Annotated in this window: 15 protein-coding genes; 12 read left to right on the plus strand and 3 right to left on the minus strand. The window is 64.1% G+C overall.

The window, feature by feature from the left end:
* Positions 1-3: 3 nt before the first annotated feature.
* From PG881_RS09075 to PG881_RS09095, 5 genes are all read left to right on the plus strand, one after another.
* Positions 4-549 (plus strand): hypothetical protein, encoded by a 546-nt coding sequence (locus PG881_RS09075; RefSeq protein WP_016349902.1) that lies wholly within the window; start codon positions 4-6, stop codon positions 547-549.
* A 56-nt stretch (positions 550-605) separates the two neighbouring features.
* Positions 606-1,667 (plus strand): glycosyltransferase family 2 protein, encoded by a 1,062-nt coding sequence (locus PG881_RS09080; protein ID WP_029301561.1) that lies wholly within the window; start codon positions 606-608, stop codon positions 1,665-1,667.
* On the plus strand, positions 1,664-2,035 hold the full coding sequence (locus tag PG881_RS09085) for a GtrA family protein (RefSeq protein ID WP_077096227.1): 372 nt from the start codon (positions 1,664-1,666) through the stop codon (positions 2,033-2,035). The genes PG881_RS09080 and PG881_RS09085 overlap by 4 nt, the downstream gene beginning before the upstream one ends.
* Positions 2,035-3,198 (plus strand): hypothetical protein, encoded by a 1,164-nt coding sequence (locus tag PG881_RS09090; RefSeq protein ID WP_270799433.1) that lies wholly within the window; start codon positions 2,035-2,037, stop codon positions 3,196-3,198. Before PG881_RS09085 ends, PG881_RS09090 begins: the two co-directional genes overlap by 1 nt.
* Before the next feature lie 208 nt (positions 3,199-3,406).
* Positions 3,407-5,515 (plus strand): alpha-amylase, encoded by a 2,109-nt coding sequence (locus tag PG881_RS09095; RefSeq protein WP_270799435.1) that lies wholly within the window; start codon positions 3,407-3,409, stop codon positions 5,513-5,515.
* A 93-nt stretch (positions 5,516-5,608) separates the two neighbouring features.
* Here the strand turns inward: PG881_RS09095 and PG881_RS09100 are convergent, their stop codons facing one another.
* Complete coding sequence (locus PG881_RS09100) at positions 5,609-6,235, minus strand: glutathione S-transferase (protein ID WP_270799437.1); 627 nt, start codon at positions 6,233-6,235, stop codon at positions 5,609-5,611.
* A gap of 158 nt (positions 6,236-6,393) precedes the next feature.
* On the opposite strand from PG881_RS09100, the gene PG881_RS09105 reads away from it, so the two are divergent.
* From PG881_RS09105 to PG881_RS09120, 4 genes are all read left to right on the plus strand, one after another.
* Positions 6,394-7,038, plus strand: coding sequence for a response regulator transcription factor (locus PG881_RS09105; protein WP_270799439.1), 645 nt, complete (start codon positions 6,394-6,396; stop codon positions 7,036-7,038).
* Positions 7,039-7,129: 91 nt separating this feature from the next.
* A complete protein-coding gene (locus tag PG881_RS09110; protein ID WP_017408581.1) occupies positions 7,130-7,711 on the plus strand; it encodes a TetR/AcrR family transcriptional regulator in 582 nt (193 codons plus the stop codon).
* A gap of 71 nt (positions 7,712-7,782) precedes the next feature.
* Positions 7,783-8,652: an alpha/beta hydrolase gene (locus PG881_RS09115; RefSeq protein ID WP_270799445.1), complete on the plus strand. Its 870-nt coding sequence runs from the start codon at positions 7,783-7,785 to the stop codon at positions 8,650-8,652.
* Between the two features lie 121 nt (positions 8,653-8,773).
* A complete protein-coding gene (locus tag PG881_RS09120; RefSeq protein WP_039213379.1) occupies positions 8,774-9,919 on the plus strand; it encodes a patatin-like phospholipase family protein in 1,146 nt (381 codons plus the stop codon).
* 82 nt (positions 9,920-10,001) lie between these two features.
* Here the strand turns inward: PG881_RS09120 and PG881_RS09125 are convergent, their stop codons facing one another.
* Positions 10,002-11,954: a monovalent cation:proton antiporter family protein gene (locus tag PG881_RS09125; protein WP_043167091.1), complete on the minus strand. Its 1,953-nt coding sequence runs from the start codon at positions 11,952-11,954 to the stop codon at positions 10,002-10,004.
* A gap of 100 nt (positions 11,955-12,054) precedes the next feature.
* Here PG881_RS09125 and PG881_RS09130 point away from each other — a divergent pair, with 100 nt between their 5' ends.
* Positions 12,055-12,975: a GGDEF domain-containing protein gene (locus tag PG881_RS09130; RefSeq protein WP_043163089.1), complete on the plus strand. Its 921-nt coding sequence runs from the start codon at positions 12,055-12,057 to the stop codon at positions 12,973-12,975.
* A gap of 75 nt (positions 12,976-13,050) precedes the next feature.
* Here the strand turns inward: PG881_RS09130 and tilS are convergent, their stop codons facing one another.
* Positions 13,051-14,391, minus strand: coding sequence for a tRNA lysidine(34) synthetase TilS (gene tilS / locus PG881_RS09135; RefSeq protein ID WP_270799454.1), 1,341 nt, complete (start codon positions 14,389-14,391; stop codon positions 13,051-13,053).
* Positions 14,392-14,519: 128 nt separating this feature from the next.
* Here tilS and PG881_RS09140 point away from each other — a divergent pair, with 128 nt between their 5' ends.
* Both PG881_RS09140 and PG881_RS09145 read left to right on the plus strand, forming a co-directional pair.
* Entirely contained in the window at positions 14,520-16,550 is a 2,031-nt protein-coding gene (locus PG881_RS09140; RefSeq protein WP_270799456.1) for a M13 family metallopeptidase, read from the plus strand.
* A 111-nt stretch (positions 16,551-16,661) separates the two neighbouring features.
* A complete protein-coding gene (locus PG881_RS09145) occupies positions 16,662-17,099 on the plus strand; it encodes a PliI family lysozyme inhibitor of I-type lysozyme (RefSeq protein WP_016349890.1) in 438 nt (145 codons plus the stop codon).
* Positions 17,100-17,453: the final 354 nt, after the last annotated feature.

Below are 17,453 nucleotides of genomic sequence, written 5' to 3' on the forward strand. Positions count from 1 at the left end.
GATATGACGTACAAAAAGTTTGGTTTTCTGACCGCCATCATGGCGCTGAGTGGTTTCTACCTTTATACCCTTTACTTGGCCGCCCACCCCAACGTGAGCCTGGCCTACAAGCTCTATTACCTGGAAGGCAAGACCCGCTTCTGGGAGCACAACTCCAGCATGACCTACCAACCCGGCAACGAGCTCAATCTGACCAAACCGAGCCGTTTCCTCTCCAGCGAAGGCTGGGCCAAGAAACCGAGTGCGGACGGCACCGAACTGAGCGGCCAGGGCGGCCTCTACTTCGTACTGCCCAAGCAGCAGGCACAGCCGGAACAGCTGACCATCCAGGCCCGGGTCAACAGCCCGCAGGCCGGTGCTCTGCTCAAGGTGGCACTGGGTCACGATTTCACCACCACCGTCAAGCTGGCCAAGGCCGGCATCAACGAGATCCGTCTCAGCCTGCCGGGCGAGTCGCTGACCTCGGACCCCAAGCGTCCCAACTTTCTGGCGCTCTCCGCCCCGACTCCGCTCAATGTCCAGTCGGTGCGCTTGACCGTCGCCCAATAAGACGTATTCTCCAATACGCTGTTTTATAAAATAATTTTCCAAATAAGGAAGTTTTCATGTCGCATGCCGATTTTCGACTCTCTCTGATCGTTCCCGTTTACAACGAGGAAGAGAGCATAGATGCCTTCATCAACGCGATAGATAACGAACTGGCGCCGCTCAAGGATCAGCTGGAAATAGTATTCGTCAACGACGGCAGCCGCGACCGCACCCGTGAGGTGGTCGAACAGGCCATCGCCCGCGACCCGCGCGTCACCCTGGTCAACCTGGCCCGCAACTTCGGCAAGGAAGCGGCCATGACCGCCGGCCTGCATCACGCCAAGGGTGATGCCGTGGTGCCGATGGACGTGGATCTGCAGGATCCGCCCGCACTCATTCTCGAATTCGTCAAACTGTGGCAGACCGGCGACTACGACACCGTCTACGGCATCCGGGTGGATCGCAGTGCCGACACCCCGATGAAGCGCCTCACCGCCGGCGGCTTCTACCGCTTCTTCAACGCCCTCTCCACCAGCACCAAGCTGCCGGAGAACGCCGGTGACTTCCGCCTGATCGACCGCAAGGTGGTCGAGGCGATCAAGCAGCTGCCGGAGCGCAACCGCTTCATGAAGGGGCTGTTCGCCTGGGCCGGTTTCCGTGCCGTCGGTGTGCCCTACGAGCGCCCCGCCCGCCATGCCGGCGAGACCAAGTTCAACTACTGGAAGCTGTGGAACTTCGCCCTCGACGGCCTGATGAGTTTCTCCAGCTGGCCGCTGCGGGTATGGAGCTACGTCGGCGTCGGCGTCTCCTTTGTCGCCTTCCTCTACATCCTCAAGATCGTCACTCAGGTGGTCTTCTTCGGCATCGACGTGCCGGGTTACGCCTCCCTGATGTCGGTGGTGCTGTTCCTCGGCGGTATCCAGCTGCTGTCGCTCGGTATCATCGGTGAGTACATCGGCCGCATGTTCGTGGAAGTGAAGCAGCGCCCTGTCTACCTCATCGAAGGGGTGTACGGCCAGTATGCCAAGCAGGATGAAGAGCCGAAGCAGGACGCCGCCACCGGCAGCAAGAAGAGCGCCGGCAAGAAGGCTGCTGCTGCGAAAGCCGCTGATGACCAGCAGGAGCAGGCGTCTCAATGATCTCCCGCGAGGAATTCTGGCGGCTGGTACGTTTCGGGTTTGTCGGCGGGGGGGCCACCCTCGTCGATCTGGGCACCTCCATCACCCTGTTTCACACCTGGCCCACCATCTCGGAGCACCTGGTGACGACGCTGGCCTTTGCCATCGCCTTCTGGTTCTCCTTCTTCGGTCACCGTTACATCACCTTCCAGAAGCAGGGTGCCGCCAGCAAGTTCTTGCTGGTTGCCCTCTTCTCGCTGGCGGTGCGTAACCTGATATTGAGCGGTCTGCTGTTTGCGGGTCTTTCCGGTCTGTTGCCGGTGGTGATCGCCACCCTGACGGTCACCGTGCTCACCTACCTCCTCTCCAGGATCTGGGTATTTGCCTGATGAATGACATGACTACCTCCATCACCCCTGACAATGCGGGCCCCTATCGCCCGTCACTGGCCATCAGCAGCCGTGACTGGCTGATTATCATCGCCGCCTTCGTGCTGAGCCGGGCCGCCCTCTACGGCATGGGCTATTTCGGCGTGCAGCTCTACGGCTCCCCCGACATAGGCCCGCTGCAGGCCTATTGCCAGTTCGACTGCGTCTGGTTCCAGCGCATCATCGAGAACGGCTACGATCTCTACCCGCGCTGGCTGAGCAAGGGCAATGCGGCCAACTGGGCCTTCATGCCGCTCTACCCGATGATCTCAGGCACCATCTCCAACCTGCTCAACGTCGAGAGTCTGATCGGCCTGATGCTGGTAGCCAACCTGGCGTTCTTCATCAGCCTGCCGCTGATGCTGCTGGTGCTGCGTCAGCTCAAGCTGGGTGACGACACCGCCCGCTTCGGCGTCTGGCTGCTCGCCTTCTCCCCCTTCTCCGCCTACTTCGTCTCCGGCTATACCGAGTCGATGTTCATGGCGCTGATGCTGGGCATGTTCCTGTTCGCCTATCGCCAGCAGTGGCTGATGGTGGCGCTGCTCGGCGTCTTCATCTCCGCCACCCGCAACCTGGGGGTGATGATGGTGTTCCCGGTGCTGATCCTGGCGCTGCAGGCCTACGGCTGGCGCGAGTTCTTCCGCTTCACCGAGCGCGCCTTCAAGGTGGTGTTCACCCTCTGGATGATCCCGCTCGGCCTGTTCGCCTACATGTTCTACCTCTATCACCTCACCGGTGACGCGCTGGCGTTCAAGCACATCCAGGTGGCCTGGGGCCGTTACATGGACAGCCCGCTGGACTGGTGGCTGAGCGGCTTCGAACTGGGCGGACGCAAATCCTACCTCTCCATTATGGTGATGTTCGGCTGGGCTCTGAACCTCTATCTGTTCAGCCAGAAGCGCTGGGCCGAGGCGACCCTGATGTTCATCTGCTGCACCATTCCGCTGATGACAGGGCTCAACGCCATGCCGCGCTACATGTTCGGCCTCTATCCGACCATGCTGGCGATCATACTGCTGACCCATCGCTGGCCGGCCATTCGCCCGGCCGTGCTCTGCCTGAGCGGCATGGTGGCCTCCTTCATCGCGGTGGCCTTCGTCAACTTCAAGTTCTTCACCGTGTGACGAAGGTGGCAATGCAACAAGCCGGTCTATCGACCGGCTTTTTTTATGGGCGCGACACCCCGCTCACACTTTTCCATTCTTGAAAACGTAACCATTTGAACTGATGTCACAAATCGACGGTTTGCCTGTCCAAGCCCGCCCTCATGCCTCCTAGAATGAGCCCCATTGACGGCAATCTGGTCCGCTTAACCCCAGCAAGGAATGGCTTATGCGTCGCACTCCCTCGGTTTCTTCCCTCTGGCTCGCCCTGCTGGCCAGCCCCCTCTTCCTCCATCAGGCCATGGCCGCAGAGGTGCGCCTCTACGTGGATGACCAGCCGGTCGGCGCACCGCTGACACTGGACAAGGGGGCGGTGCAGATGACCCATCCGCTCACCAAGGGGAGCCACCAGATCCGCATCAGCGACGCAGGCAACAGCTGCGGCACCAGCTTCGGCCCGAGCGAGGCCAAGCCTCTCCCCTTCGGCACCGCCCAGCCCATGGACAAGTGCAGCAAGGGGCAGCACTTCAACCTGCGGGTGATGCTGGCGGGGGACTATCAGTTCACCTTCAACCCGGATACTCCCAGCCTCAAGGTACTGCGAGCCACCAAGAAGAGCGAGTTCAAACGCCAGCCGCCAGCGGAGCCCTGCATCAGCTGGGATGGCGGCCCGGTCACCGTATCCCTGAAAGGGGTCTGGCCCGACGGCACCCAGCTGCGGGACGCCTACTCCGACCAGCAAGGGGTGGTCAAGGGTGGCAAGCTGACCCTGACGCCGAGTAAAGAGAGCGGTGGCCTGCTGCTGCTCGAGCCGGTCAAGGCGGCCAAGCCAGCGCCGTTCAGCTGGGATCAGGCGAGCGTCTATTTCCTGCTGACCGACCGCTTCAACAACGGCGATCCCGCCAACGACCACAGCTTCGGGCGCCAAAAGGATGGTCAGGATGAAGTGGCCACCTGGCACGGCGGCGACTTCAAGGGGTTGACCGCCAAGCTCGATTACATCAAGCAGCTCGGCATCAATGCCATCTGGATCACCCCCATGGTGGAGCAGGTGCACGGCTTCATCGGCGGCGGCGAGCAGGGCAACTTCCCCTTCTACGCCTATCACGGCTACTGGGCGCTCGACTTCACCAAAATTGACCCCAACTACGGCGACGAAGAGAGTCTAAAGACCCTGGTGGACGAGGCCCACAAGCGCGGCATGCGCATCATCCTCGACGTGGTGATGAACCACGCCGGTTACGCCACCCTCGCCGACCTGCAGGATTTTGGGCTCACCGATCTCACACAGAACACAGACAAGCTGCCGACCGTCTGGAACCAGTGGCGCCCGAGCGGTGGCCTCAACTGGCATGGCTACAACCAGTTCATCGACTACCAGTCGCCGAAGTGGGACAAGTGGTGGAGCGGTGACTGGGTGCGTGCCGGTCTGCCCGGTTATCCGCAACCTGGCACCGACGACGTCACCGGCTCGGTGGCGGGGCTGCCGGACTTCCTGACCGAATCAACCAAGCCGGTGGGGCTGCCGCCGCTGCTGACGGCGAAAAAAGATACCAAAGCCAAGCCGCTGCCCAACGCTACCGTGAGCGACTATCTCATTGCCTGGCACACCGACTGGGTGCGCCGCTTTGGCATCGACGGTTTTCGGGCCGACACCGTCAAGCATCTGGAGCCCGAGGTGTGGGCAAAGCTAAAACAGGCGGGCACTGCCGCACTCAAGGAGTGGAAGGCAGCCAACTCGGCCAAGAAGCTCGACGACCTCCCCTTCTACATGGTGGGTGAGGTGTGGGATCACGGGGTTGCCAAGGATTTCTGGTACCGACACGGCTTCGATTCGCTGATCAACTTCGACTACCAGCGCGAGTTCGCCCTGCCCCAGGCCCAGTGTCTGGCCAGCGCCGAGCCCACCTATGCCAGCTACGCCAGCCGCATCAATCAGGATCCCGAGTTCAACGTGCTGAGCTACATCAGCTCCCACGACACCAAGCTGTTCTTCGGCGACTATCAGGACGTGCCGTTGCAGCGCCGGGTTGCCAGCAGCTTCATGCTGCTGCCGGGCGGCATCCAGATCTACTACGGCGATGAGTCCGGCCGCGGGCTCGCCAAAGATGGCGGCGTGTTCGATCAGGCGCTGCGTTCCGACATGAACTGGCAGGAGCTGGCCAGCGGCGAGAAGGCCGAGCTGGTCAAGCACTGGCAGCGGCTCGGCCAGTTCCGCGCCGCCCACCCGGCCGTGGCGGCGGGCAGCCACAAGAAACTGGCCGACAGCCCCTATGCCTTTGTGCGGGAGAAGGGAGATGACAAGGTGGTGGTGGTGTTCGCCGGCCGCCAGCCGTAATCCAGCTTAAGGAATCAAACCCAAACAGAGAGGGGAGCCAGTGGCTCCCCTCTCTGTTTACACAAGCTGTTTACAGCGGTTATGCCCGCGGGTTCACTGCGGCTGATGAGCGGCCGCCGGCCACTGCAGACGCGCCTTGACCAGGGTCTGCTGCCACAGCGGCCAGGCCAGCAGCGCCTGCTGATAGGCGCCCGCCAGCCCCGGCAGCTGGATGCCGTAGCTCGCCAGCCGGTAGGCCATCACCGCATAGAAGGCATCGAGGATCCCCGCCTCGCCAAAATAGAAGGGGCCCCGTGCCTGGGACCAGATGGTCTGCAGCCGGGCCAGCTCGCCGATGGCCTCCACCGGCGGTTCGCTGCGGGTCGGGGCGCCGAGGAAGAAGGGCAGCAGGGTGCGAATTTGGCGAAAACCGGCGTGCAGCTCGGCGCAGAGACTGCGGGCCAGCGCCCGCTCGGCTCGCGCTTCTGGATAGAGCCGGCGCGCGGGGCAGAGCTCGTGCAGGTACTCGGCGATGGCCAGCGAGTCGTGTATCCGCACGCCGTCGTGATCGAGCCAGGGCACCAGGCCGGCGGGGGCCAGCCGCTTGAGCCGCTGCAGCTCCTTGGCATCCTCCAGGTCGAACACCTGCTCCTGCCACTCCAGCCCGCTCATGGCCAGCACCAGCGCTGCCCGCATCGCCCAAGTGGAGCCCGTGCCCACCGTCAATACCAGAGATCCCATCTATTGCCTCCTGCATGGGTTGTTCATGACCATCCCATCTGCCCCAATGGCACGACATCCGACGGTCGCTTCACATTTGCACGCCGGCAGGTTTGACCCTCTCCGGGAGCGGTGCTAGTTTGATTTTCCAAAACAATCAGTTAGCAACAATGTGAGCAATGGACAGCCAATTTACCATCGTCATCGCAGATGACCACCCCCTGTTTCGGGGCGCCCTCTATCAAGCGGTGCACATGGCCATCGACGATGCCCAGCTGCTGGAAGCGGACTCCATCGACAGCTTGGCCCACCTGCTGGGTGAGCACCCGGAAGTCGACCTGCTGCTGCTCGATCTCAAGATGCCGGGGGCCAACGGCTTCTCCGGTCTCGCCCACCTGCGCGGCCAGTATCCCGACCTGCCCATCGTGGTGGTGTCGGCTTCGGAAGAACCCGCCATCATCCAGCAGGTGCTGCGCCTTGGCGCGCTCGGCTTCATCCCCAAATCGGCGCCGATGAAGGAGCTGGTCAACGCCCTCAATACGGTGATCGGGGGTGACAACTGGGTGCCGGCCGGCATCTCGCTCCACCCCGAGCCCAGTGAGGGCACCGATTTTGCCAGCAAGCTGGCCAGCCTCACCCCCCAGCAGTACAAGGTGTTGGTGATGCTGCGTGACGGCAGCCTCAACAAGCAGATCGCCTGGGAGCTCAACGTCTCCGAGGCCACCATCAAGGCCCACATCACCGCCATCTTCAGAAAACTCGGTGTCAAGAACCGCACCCAGGCGGTCATCGCCCTGCAGCAGATGGATATCAAGGGCGACTGAGTCCGCCTCATCCCCACTTGCAGGCCGATTCGTTGCTCGACAAATAGCACGGTCGTACTTTATGCTGCTCCGGTCAATGAAGGAGAGTGCGATGAGCAAGGGCCGGCTGACCCGCGACAACATTTTGCAGACTGCGTTCGAGCAGGCGAGCCAGCAGGGGCTGGAGAGCCTCACCATCGGCTCCCTTGCCAGCGCCTGCGAGATGTCGAAAAGCGGCCTGTTTGCCCACTTCCAGTCCCGCGACAACCTGCAGATCGCCGTGCTGGAGTACGCCGCCGAGGTGTTCCGGGAGCGGGTGATCCAGCCGGTGCGCCAGCAGCAGCACGGCAGCCAGCGAGCGAAGCTGACTGCCCTGCTGCAGGCCTGGCTGGCCTGGAACCAGTGCTTCGCCGGCCGCTGCATGTTCCTCGACGCCTGGACCTCGGCCCAGGAGGGGGAGGTGCAGCAGGCCGCCCGCCAGCTGGTGCGCTTCTGGCTCGACTACCTGGCCCGTCAGGTGGTGCAGGGACAGAGCGAGGGCGAGTGGCGCAGCGACATGGATCCCTGGCGCGCCGTCTATCGCCTCTATGGCCTCTATCTGGCGGATCAGGTGTTCAATGCCCTCGATCTGTGTCAGGATCCGGCCCGCCACTTCTGGCCCGAGGTGGAGACGCTGCTGGATGGCTGGCGCTGATAGATTGACCTCTCTTTTTTAAAACCGACAAAAAAGCACGACCGTTCGCACATAAAAACCACAGGATGACCATGAGCAGCAAGATCTACTTCAACACCCGCCGCTTCAGCCCGAGCAAATGGTTGCTTGGCCTTGGCACCCGCTTGCATCACATCCTGGCCCCCGCTCATGCCAAGCGCACCGCCAGCAAGCTGCTGCTCACCCCCCAGCGCAACCAGCGGGATGACACGGCACCGGCCGGACTGGTCAAACAGGCCGTACACACCAGCGAAGGCACCCTGATGAGCTACCGGCTCGGCCAGGGGCCGGTCTGGCTGCTGATGCACGGCTGGTCAGGCAGCGCCGGCCAGTTCTACCCGCTGATGAGCCACATCGCGGCCCAGGGCTTCACGGCCATTGCCTACGATCACCCGGCCCACGGCCACAGCGCCGGCCATACCGGCCACCTGCCCCGCTTCGTGCGCGCCTTCGACGAACTGGTGGAAAAGATGACGGCGGAGTACGGCCCGCTGCAGGGCGTCATCGCCCACAGCATGGGGGGCGCCGTCACCCTCTCCAGCCGCCGACGCGAGCTGGATGCCCTGCCGCTGCTGCTCATCTCGCCGGTGCTCGACTACGTGCCCCAGCTCTACGGCATGGTGGCGCGCTCCGGCTACTCCATCCGGCTGTTCGATGCGGTGGTCAAGGAGATTGAACAGGAGTACCAGCACCCCTTGAGCACGGTCGACCCGCTGGGGCGGCTCGCCGGCCGCAGCGGGCCCGCCATCATAGTGCACGACGAGGAGGATCGCTTCGCCCCGCATGGTGATTCCCTGCGCGCCACCCAGGATGGCCGCACCCGGCTGGTGAGCACCCGCGGACTCGGCCATGGCCGCATCCTCGCCAGTGCCCCCGCATTCGCCGCGTTCGATCAGCTGAGCGCCGTCCGCCGCGCCAACTGAACAGCCTCAAAAAGGGCCTGCAAAAAATGGTTGGCAGGCCTGTTTTTATATTTGATGCAGCGTCTTATAGTTAAATTGCTCGGTGGCAACACCCCCAGTGGCATGCATAAGGCGCAGTATCATGGCCAAACCCAACACAGCTCTTCTGTTGACCGGTGGTGGTGCCCGCGCCGCCTATCAGGTCGGCGCCCTCAAGGCGATCGCCGAGTTCTATCCCCGCAATCTCGGCATTCCGTTTCCCATCCTGTGCGGCACCTCGGCCGGCGCCATCAATGTCACCGCGCTGGCTTGCTACGCCTCCTGCTTTCATCTGGGGGTACGCAAGCTGGAGTGGGTCTGGCGCCGCTTCGAGACCCACCACATCTTTGACTTTCACCCGGGGCGCCTGTTGTGGCGGCTGATGTACGAGGGCTCGGCGGGGCTCATCAATCCCCACACCAACCACGCCTTTCACCTGTTCGACAACGCGCCGCTGCGCCGCCTGCTGGATCAGCTCATCGACTATCACCGCATCGACGACAACATCCTCTACGGCAGTCTGGAGGCGCTGGCCATCACCGCCTCCGACTACGACGACGGCCTCTCCACCACCTTCTTTCAGGGGCGAGCGGAGCACCTGCCGTGGGAGCGGGCCAGACGGCGCGGGCTGCGCACCCTGCTCACCTCGGATCACCTGCTCGCCTCCTCGGCGCTGCCGTTCGTCTTCCCGGCCACCCACATCGGCGACAAGTTCTACGGCGACGGCTCCATCCATCAGTTGAGCCCGCTCAGCCCCGCCATCCACCTGGGGGCGGAGCGGATCCTGCTGATCACCCTGGATCCGCCGGCGCACACGGCCCCCACCTTCCACCATGGCCACCTGACCAGCTCCAACATCGCCAGCCACCTGCTGGACACCGTCTTCACCGACACCCTCAACTCGGATCTGGAGCGGCTGTGGCGCATCAACCAGACCCTGGATCTCATCCCGGAGCGGGAGCGCAACCGGTTGAAACTCAAACGGGTGGAGACCTGCGTGCTCAAGCCGAGCCAGGATCTCGATCTGCTGGCGCTGGCCTATCTGCGCAAGCTGCCGGTACACCTGCGCCGCCTGCTGCGGGTACTGGGGGTGACGGGGGACGAGACCAGCAGCCTGGCCAGTTTCCTGATGTTCTATCCCGGCTACTGCCAGCAGCTGATCAAGCTGGGCTACCTGGATACCTTGAACGAGCGCCGGCGGGTCGAAGCGTTTCTGGGGATAGAAGAGGCGGTACCGGTCGAAGCTTGAATTGGGCCCTTGAAGGGGGAGCCGGCACGCCAGCAAGCGGTTCACTCACCTGTGGCGAGGGTGAACACACCTTGAGGGAGGGCTAACGCCCCTCCAGCAGGCGCTGCTCCGCCTGCTCCACCGCCACCCCATTGCCGAACAGCACCAGCCGATCCCCTGTCGCCAGCACCAGCTCTGGCTTGGGTTCCAGCCGCAGCTCGCCGCGCTGTACCTCCTTGATCCGCACCGTCTCCAGCGCCAGGGCCTGCACGCTGCGCCCCACCGCCCAGGCCTGCTCGTGCAGCAGCACGGGGTGCAGCCGCTCGAGCAGCTGATCCGTTTCCAGATTGCCGGCGCTTTGATCCCCCCAGTAGAAACCGTGCAAAAAGCGGTACTGGCTGCTGCGCTCGTGCTCCATGCGCCGGATCACCCGGCCGATGGGAATGTCGCAGTTGAGCAGCAAGTGGGAGACCAGCATCAGGGCCCCCTCCTGGGATTCGGGGATCACCGCAAAGGCACCCGCCCGCTTGAACGCCTCCAGAAAGCTGTCATCCCGGGTGCGCACCAGCACCTTCACCTCCCCCGCCAGCTCTCTGATCAGCGCCAGCATGGCCTCGACCCGCTTGTGATCGTCAAAGGTGATGATCACCAGCCGGGCCCGCAGCAGGCCGGCGGCCAGCAGGATGTCGCGGCGGCTGGCATCGCCGAACGCCACCTGCTCCCCCGCCGACTTGGCCTCGCTCACCCGCTCCGGGTCGAGATCCAGCGCCAGGAAGGGGATCTCCTCCTGCTTGAGAAAACGGGCGCAGGTCTGACCGGCCCGACCAAAGCCCGCAATGATCACGTGCTGGCTCTTGCTAAGTCCCGACTGGGCCACCTCGGAGCGGGTGAGCAGGGCCGGATCGGTGAGGGAGCGGGCCAGATGATGGGCCTGCAACACCAGCCAGGGCGTCATGGCGATGGAGGTAACGCCGATGCCGATGAGCAGGGAGACCAGCCGATGGTCGAGCAGACCGTGGTGGTTGGCCAGCGCCAGCAGCACGAAGCCGAACTCCCCCACCTGGCTCAGCATGATCCCCGCCGCCATGGCATCGCGCTTGCGCTCCCCCATCAGCCGGCCGGCCAGCAGCACCAGCAGGGACTTGAACAGGATCAGGCAGAGCACGCTGGTGGCCACCAACCACCAGTCCTGCGCCACCCGCTGCCAGTCCATGGTCATGCCGATGGTGATGAAGAAGAGCCCCATCAGCACGTCCCGAAACGGCCGGATGTCCACCTCCAGCTGATGGCGATAGTGGGACTCCCCCAGCATCATGCCCGCCAGAAAGGCCCCCAGCGCCATGGAGAGCCCCATCCACTGGGTCAGCGAGGCGGCCAGCAGCGCCACCAGCAGGGCGCTCAGCACGAACAGCTCGTCGGATCGGGCCCGCGCCACCTCGTGAAACAGCAGCGGCAGCAGCCACTTGCCCACAGCCAGCAGGCTCAACAGGGCAAACAGTCCCTTGAGGGTGGCCCAGGCGATCTCCGCCAGCAGGGCGCTGCCCTGGATCTCGGGCCTGGCCAGGATGGGGATCATCACCAACAGCGGCACCACCGCCAGATCCTGAAACAGCAGCACGCTCACCCCGAGCTGGGCGCGGCGGGTGTGCAGCTGCTTCTGCTCCCCCAGCTGCTTGATCACCACGGCGGTGGAGGAGAGCGCCAAGGTGCCCGATACCACCAGCGCCTGGGGCAGGCTCAGGCCCCACCACCAGGCGATGGCGAAAAACAGCAGGGAGGTGAGCAGCACCTGCAGACCGCCCACCCCGATCACCAGCCGGCGCATGGCGATGAGCCGGGGCAGCGAGAATTCGAGCCCGAGCGAGAACATCAGAAAGACGATGCCGAGCTCGGCGATGGTCTGCATGATCGCCTGGCCGGTGATCACGGCGACGCCATAGGGGCCGAGCAGTACCCCGGCAAGCAGGTAAGCGAGGATCACCGGCTGGCCGAGGCGCCGGAAAATCGCCACCAACAAGACGGCGGCAAGCAGCAGGATCAACACATCTGCGTACAATATTTCCTCCCTTTTTATCTACTTAAGCCTAGCCAGCCACTCTTGTTCGCATCGAACATATTTTGGGCACAAGGATTGCAAGTAAGAGTCAGGAAGTAGGTTGTTTGAGGGCTGTACCGTGGAAAACACATCATCATTGAATGGTCTGGGACATGGCATCGAGCAGTGGGTTCGCCAGATGGAGCGGCTCACGCCGCTGGCCAGTCAGGATCGCAACCAGTTGCTCGAGTTGTTGTTGGTGCAGATGGACCTCGGCAGCCTGCTGGCAACCTTTGCCGATCGTGCGGCAAGAATTGTCCGGATCCACAGCCTGCACTTCGACTGCGGCCAACCTCATACCCTGATCCAGCATCCGCCCCAGGCCAGCCTGACCCTGCACAGCTACCCGTTCGAGCTGCGCGGCCAACATGGCCAGCTGATCGGCCAGTTGCACTACACCCTGGAACATGCCCTGAGCGGCAGCCAGCAGCGGATCCTGCAGCAGTATCACCAGCTGCTCTGCCTGCCCCTGCCCCTCTACCTGCGCCTGTCACAGCTGGAGCTGCAGGTCAGGCTCGATCACCTGACCGGGCTCGGCAACCGCTCCTACTTCGACGAAGCCATCGGCCGGGCGGTAGAGCAGCACAGCCGGGAATCCCACGGCCTGGTGCTGGTGCTGCTGGATCTCGACAACTTCAAGCAGATCAACGACACCTGGGGCCACCCGGTCGGCGATCTGGTGCTAAGCCGCTTCGCCCAACTGCTGACCCACTGCATCCGCAGCACGGATCAGGCGTTTCGCCTCGGCGGCGACGAGTTCGCCCTGCTGCTGCAACCCGCCGAGCCCGAGGCCTGGCGCCCGGTCTGGCTGCGTCTGCAGCACATGCTGCTGACTCACAAGGAGCTCAGTACCTTCTCGGTCGGCTGCAGCCTGGGAGCCGCCAGCTGGCAGTCCGGGGTGGACGTGCACAGCCTGTACGAGGCCGCCGATGCCCACCTCTATGCCCGCAAGAAGGCGGGCAAGGCCGGCCTGCTGGACTGAACCGACCAGCCGCTGAATACGACAAGGCCGGCATATGCCGGCCTTGTCCGTTATCCGCGTTGGCAAATGAGAGCGTCACGCCGGGGGCTGACAGGCCGCCGCCGGCAGCCAGTGCCAGGCCAGACCGGCGCCCTGCGTCATGAATCCGTCACAGAGGAACAGCTCGCCCACCGCCGCCACCTGCTCGCCATAATAGAGGATGGGAATGCGGCCGCGCTGCCAGGAGGGAACCCCGTACTCCTGCAGCAGCTTCTTGAGGCGCCGGCTGCCGCCACGCCCTACCGGCCTGAGCATGCTGCCGGCGGCCACCCCGAAGCGCACCGACAGCGGCTCGTCCGCCCTTGGCAGCCGCAGCCCCTCCCCTTCCAGCCGCGGCAGCAAGCGCACCTCCCCCAGCCCGTCCGGCAGGATCAGCGTCTCCCCCACAGCCAATGTCAGCTGCTCATGGCGAGGCTGCAGCCCGGGTCGCACCAGATGAAGCCGGCCCTGAAAGCGGCGGCAGCTCTGCCCGCCCCAGTTGAGCTGGGGATTGGCGTCTTCCCGTGCCAGCGCCACCTCCTGCCAGAGCAGACCGAGCTGCTCGCGGGAGGGCATCTCGCCCCCCTGGCGGCGGATCCAGTAACGTAGCAGGTTGTTGCGCCGGGTGCCTGACAGGACCAGCAGCGGCGCGATCTGCAGCGCCTCTCCTGCCGCCGCCAACCGCCAGTCGGCCTCTGCCAGCTCCTCCAGCAGCGCCTCCTGCTCGGCGCACAGCGCCATGCTGCGCGCCGCGGTCTGGGCCATGGCGGGCCAGCGGGCCTTGAGCTGGGGAATGAGCCGTTGGCGCAGGAAGTTGCGGTCATAACTCACATCCTGGTTGCTCTCATCCTCCACCCAGCCATAGGGGAGGCTGGCCGCCGCATCGGCCAGCTCGGCCCGGCTCACCTCGAGCAAGGGGCGCAGCAGCAGGCCAGCGGCAAAGGGTTGGCTCGGCACCATGCCCGCCAGCCCGCGCAGGCCGGCGCCGCGCTTGAGCGCCAGCAGCAGGGTCTCCAGCTGATCGTCCTGATGATGGGCGGTGAGCAGCCACTCCCCCTCCCCCAGCTGAGCGGCGAGATGCAGATAGCGGGCCTCCCGCGCCTGCGCCTCCAGGCTGTCGCCACTATCCCGCTGCAGTTGCACCCGCTCGACCAGCAGCGGCACCGCCAGTTGCTGACACACCGTTTCGCAGTGAGCCACCCACTCGTCGGCATTTGGGCTCAGGCCGTGATGGACGTGCAGCGCGCGCAGGGCAAGGCCGTGGGCGCCGGCAAAGCGGGCCGCCAGCACCAGCAGCACGGTGGAGTCGAGCCCACCGCTGAAGGCCACCAGCAGACCACTGGAACCTTCCGGCGCGGGCAGAGTCTGACAAAAACGAGAATAAATACGAGAAATCATAGGCTTCCCCAATACGACCAGGCCGATCTTAGCAGACTCGGGCTTATCAAGCGCTAACCCGGCTGCTAGAGTGAGACGCTCCCTGCGTGGGCAAGGAAGCCGCATAACCCGAATTGGAATCCAACATAATGAACAACAAAAAAAGCATACTGGCCGCCCTCGTCGGGCTGGCCCTGCTGGCCGGCTGCAGTCAGGCCCCGGACGGCGCAGACAAACACTCCGGCCTCGCGCTGGCCAACATGGACACCAGCGTCAAACCCGGTGACGACTTCTTTCGCTACGTGAACGGCCACTGGCTCTCCACCGCCAAGATCCCGGACGACAGGCCCGCCGACGGCGCCTTCTACATGCTGCGCGACAAATCCCTGGCGGACGTGCGGGTGCTGGTGGAAGGGCTGGACAGCAAGGCCGCCGCCGGCACACCGGCCCAGCAGATCCACGATCTTTACCAGAGCTACCTGGATCAGACGACCCGCAACGCCAAGGGCACGGCGCCGCTGATGCCGATGCTGAGCGAGATCGAGCAGATCCGCACGCCGCAGGATCTGGCCCGGGCCTTCGCCCAGAGCGGTCGCAACGGCGGCGGTGCCCCGTTCGGTTTCTGGGTCGATGCCGACGCCAAAGCGCCGGACAGCTATGCGATCTACCTCTACCAGGCCGGGCTCGGTCTGCCAGATCGGGATTATTACCTCAAGACGGATGCTGCCAGCCAGGCGCTGCGCCAGAAATACGAGCAGCACATCGCCACCATGCTGGGCCGCTTCGGCGAGGCGGATGCGGGGGCCAAGGCCAAACGCATCCTGGCCCTCGAGAGCAAACTCGCCCGGATCCAGTGGGACAACGTCACCCTGCGGGATCGGGAAAAGAACTACAACAAGGGGCCCCAGAGCGAGCTCAAACGCCTCGCTCCCGCCATCGACTGGCATGCCTACCTGACCCAGGCCGGTCTCGCCGGCCAGAGCAGCCTCATCATCGGCCAGCCCACCTATCTCGCGGCCCTGAACGAGGTGATGCAGCAGACCCCGGTCGGCGACTGGCAGGCCTACCTCAAGTGGCACCTCATCACCGATTACGCCCCCTACCTCGACAGCCAGACCGATGCCCAGAACTTTGCCTTCTTCGGCACCACCCTGAGCGGCACGCCCAAGCAGCGCGCCCCCTGGGAGCGGGCCCTCGGCGTGCTGGACGATCATCTGGGCGAGGCGGTAGGCAAACTCTACGTGGAGCGCTACTTCCCGCCCCAGGCCAAGGCCCGCATGGAGCAGCTGGTGGAGAACCTGCGCACCGCCTACGGCCAGAGTATCGAGGAGCTGGACTGGATGTCGCCGGCCACCAAGGCCCAGGCCAAAGAGAAGCTCGCCAAGTTCCGCCCCAAGATCGGCTACCCGGACAAGTGGAAGGACTACAGCGCCATCGCGATCCGTGCCGACGATCTGGTGGGCAACCTGCAGCGGGCCCGCGCCTTCGAATACGCCGACAACCTGGCGCGCCTCGGCAAGCCGGTAGACAGAGACGAGTGGCACATGTCGCCGCAGACGGTGAACGCCTACTACAACCCGAGCAACAACGAGATCGTCTTCCCGGCCGCCATCCTGCAGCCCCCCTTCTTCGACATGACGGCGGATGATGCGGTCAACTACGGCGCCATCGGTGGGGTGATCGGTCACGAGATGGGCCACGGTTTTGATGATCAGGGCGCCAAATCCGACGGGGACGGCGTGATGCGTGACTGGTGGACTCCCCAGGATCTCAAGGAGTTTCGCTTCCGCACCAGCCGGCTGGTGGCCCAGTACAACCGCTTCGAGCCCATCAAGGGGCAGTTCGTCAACGGCCAGTTCACCCTGGGGGAGAACATCGGCGATCTGGGCGGCCTCACCATCGCCCACAAGGCCTACCTGCTGTCGCTGGATGGCAAGGAGGCCCCGGTGCTGGACGGCTTCACCGGCGAGCAGCGCTTCTTCCTCGGCTGGGCCCAGGTGTGGAAGGGCATGTATCGCCCCGAGCTGATGCAGATGCTGCTCGCCTCGGATCCCCACTCGCCGCCGGAATACCGGGTCAACGGCGTGGTGCCGAACATCCCCGCCTTCTACGAGGCGTTCAAGATTCAGCCGGGTGACAAGCTCTATCTGGACCCGGCCAAACGGGTCAAGATCTGGTAATGACCGCCCCGATGAGGGGCGGATGACGCGAACCGGCGGGGGCTTCCCGGCCGGTTCGCACAGTGACACAGGTGGCGGGCAACCGCCGCCACAGTAACAAGGGTCAAACCGATGAAAGCCTTGCTCATGACACTCGGCCTGCTCACCCTGCCCCTCGCCAGCCAGGCGGCGGACGGGTTCTTCAAACAGCTGACGCTCCCCTCAGGCCAGGTAGTGACCGTCAGCGAAGGGCGCGGTGAACCTGCCTCCACCGGCAGCTACGACGTGCGCCTCTACTCCGGCGCCAACCCCCAGTTCCCGCTGGATCAGTTCATCGACGGCAAGGTGCTGCCGCGCGATGGCAGCATCAAGGAGCTCAAGCTGCTGGATCTCAACGGCGACAAGCAGCCCGAGCTCATCGTCGTGGTCGAGAGTGCCGGCAGCGGCAGCTACCTGAGCGCCGACGCCTTCACCATCAACCCGCAGGAGGGGCTGGACAGCTTCAACCATGTGGAGGGGCTGGCCCCCAATGAAGATGTGATCCAGGCGCTCAAGACCCCGCGCGACTGACCCCCATCACCACGCCCCGCCCAGCGGGGCGTTTTTTTGTCCCGCCGCTGACAACGCGCCTTCCCGCCTCACCCGCAGGGCACCGCCATGGATAGACGGTTATTTTTTCTGCGCTTATAATCGCCGCACCGTGCCATCACGAAACACAAGGAGGTAAAAAATGGTTATCCAAGCGTGTCCGATGTTCTCGGCTCGCCTGTTCGGCACATTCGCGTGCTCTTGCCTGCATACCATCGCGCTGCGATAGCGGGTTCGAGCAAAGCCGACTCCCTTCCATACCGAGACCTTTCTCGACTCTGCCGTTGTCGCCAGCGCTCCTGATGACAGGGATTTTTGATCCCGCGATTTAAGAGA

Origin of the sequence: Aeromonas sp. QDB54, from assembly GCF_027707385.1 — a bacterium.
In the GTDB taxonomy this organism is placed as follows: Bacteria; Pseudomonadota; Gammaproteobacteria; order Enterobacterales; family Aeromonadaceae; genus Aeromonas; species Aeromonas hydrophila.

What these genes read in the sequence shown, in the direction of transcription:
- PG881_RS09075 (WP_016349902.1), top strand. Translation starts at nt 4, where the DNA reads ATGACGTACAAAAAGTTTGGTTTTCTGACCGCCATCATGGCGCTGAGT.
- PG881_RS09080 (WP_029301561.1), top strand. Translation starts at nt 606, where the DNA reads ATGTCGCATGCCGATTTTCGACTCTCTCTGATCGTTCCCGTTTACAAC.
- PG881_RS09085 (WP_077096227.1), top strand. Translation starts at nt 1,664, where the DNA reads ATGATCTCCCGCGAGGAATTCTGGCGGCTGGTACGTTTCGGGTTTGTC.
- PG881_RS09090 (WP_270799433.1), top strand. Translation starts at nt 2,035, where the DNA reads ATGAATGACATGACTACCTCCATCACCCCTGACAATGCGGGCCCCTAT.
- PG881_RS09095 (WP_270799435.1), top strand. Translation starts at nt 3,407, where the DNA reads ATGCGTCGCACTCCCTCGGTTTCTTCCCTCTGGCTCGCCCTGCTGGCC.
- PG881_RS09100 (WP_270799437.1), bottom strand. Translation starts at nt 6,235, where the DNA reads ATGGGATCTCTGGTATTGACGGTGGGCACGGGCTCCACTTGGGCGATG.
- PG881_RS09105 (WP_270799439.1), top strand. Translation starts at nt 6,394, where the DNA reads ATGGACAGCCAATTTACCATCGTCATCGCAGATGACCACCCCCTGTTT.
- PG881_RS09110 (WP_017408581.1), top strand. Translation starts at nt 7,130, where the DNA reads ATGAGCAAGGGCCGGCTGACCCGCGACAACATTTTGCAGACTGCGTTC.
- PG881_RS09115 (WP_270799445.1), top strand. Translation starts at nt 7,783, where the DNA reads ATGAGCAGCAAGATCTACTTCAACACCCGCCGCTTCAGCCCGAGCAAA.
- PG881_RS09120 (WP_039213379.1), top strand. Translation starts at nt 8,774, where the DNA reads ATGGCCAAACCCAACACAGCTCTTCTGTTGACCGGTGGTGGTGCCCGC.
- tilS (WP_270799454.1), bottom strand. Translation starts at nt 14,391, where the DNA reads ATGATTTCTCGTATTTATTCTCGTTTTTGTCAGACTCTGCCCGCGCCG.
- PG881_RS09140 (WP_270799456.1), top strand. Translation starts at nt 14,520, where the DNA reads ATGAACAACAAAAAAAGCATACTGGCCGCCCTCGTCGGGCTGGCCCTG.
- PG881_RS09145 (WP_016349890.1), top strand. Translation starts at nt 16,662, where the DNA reads ATGAAAGCCTTGCTCATGACACTCGGCCTGCTCACCCTGCCCCTCGCC.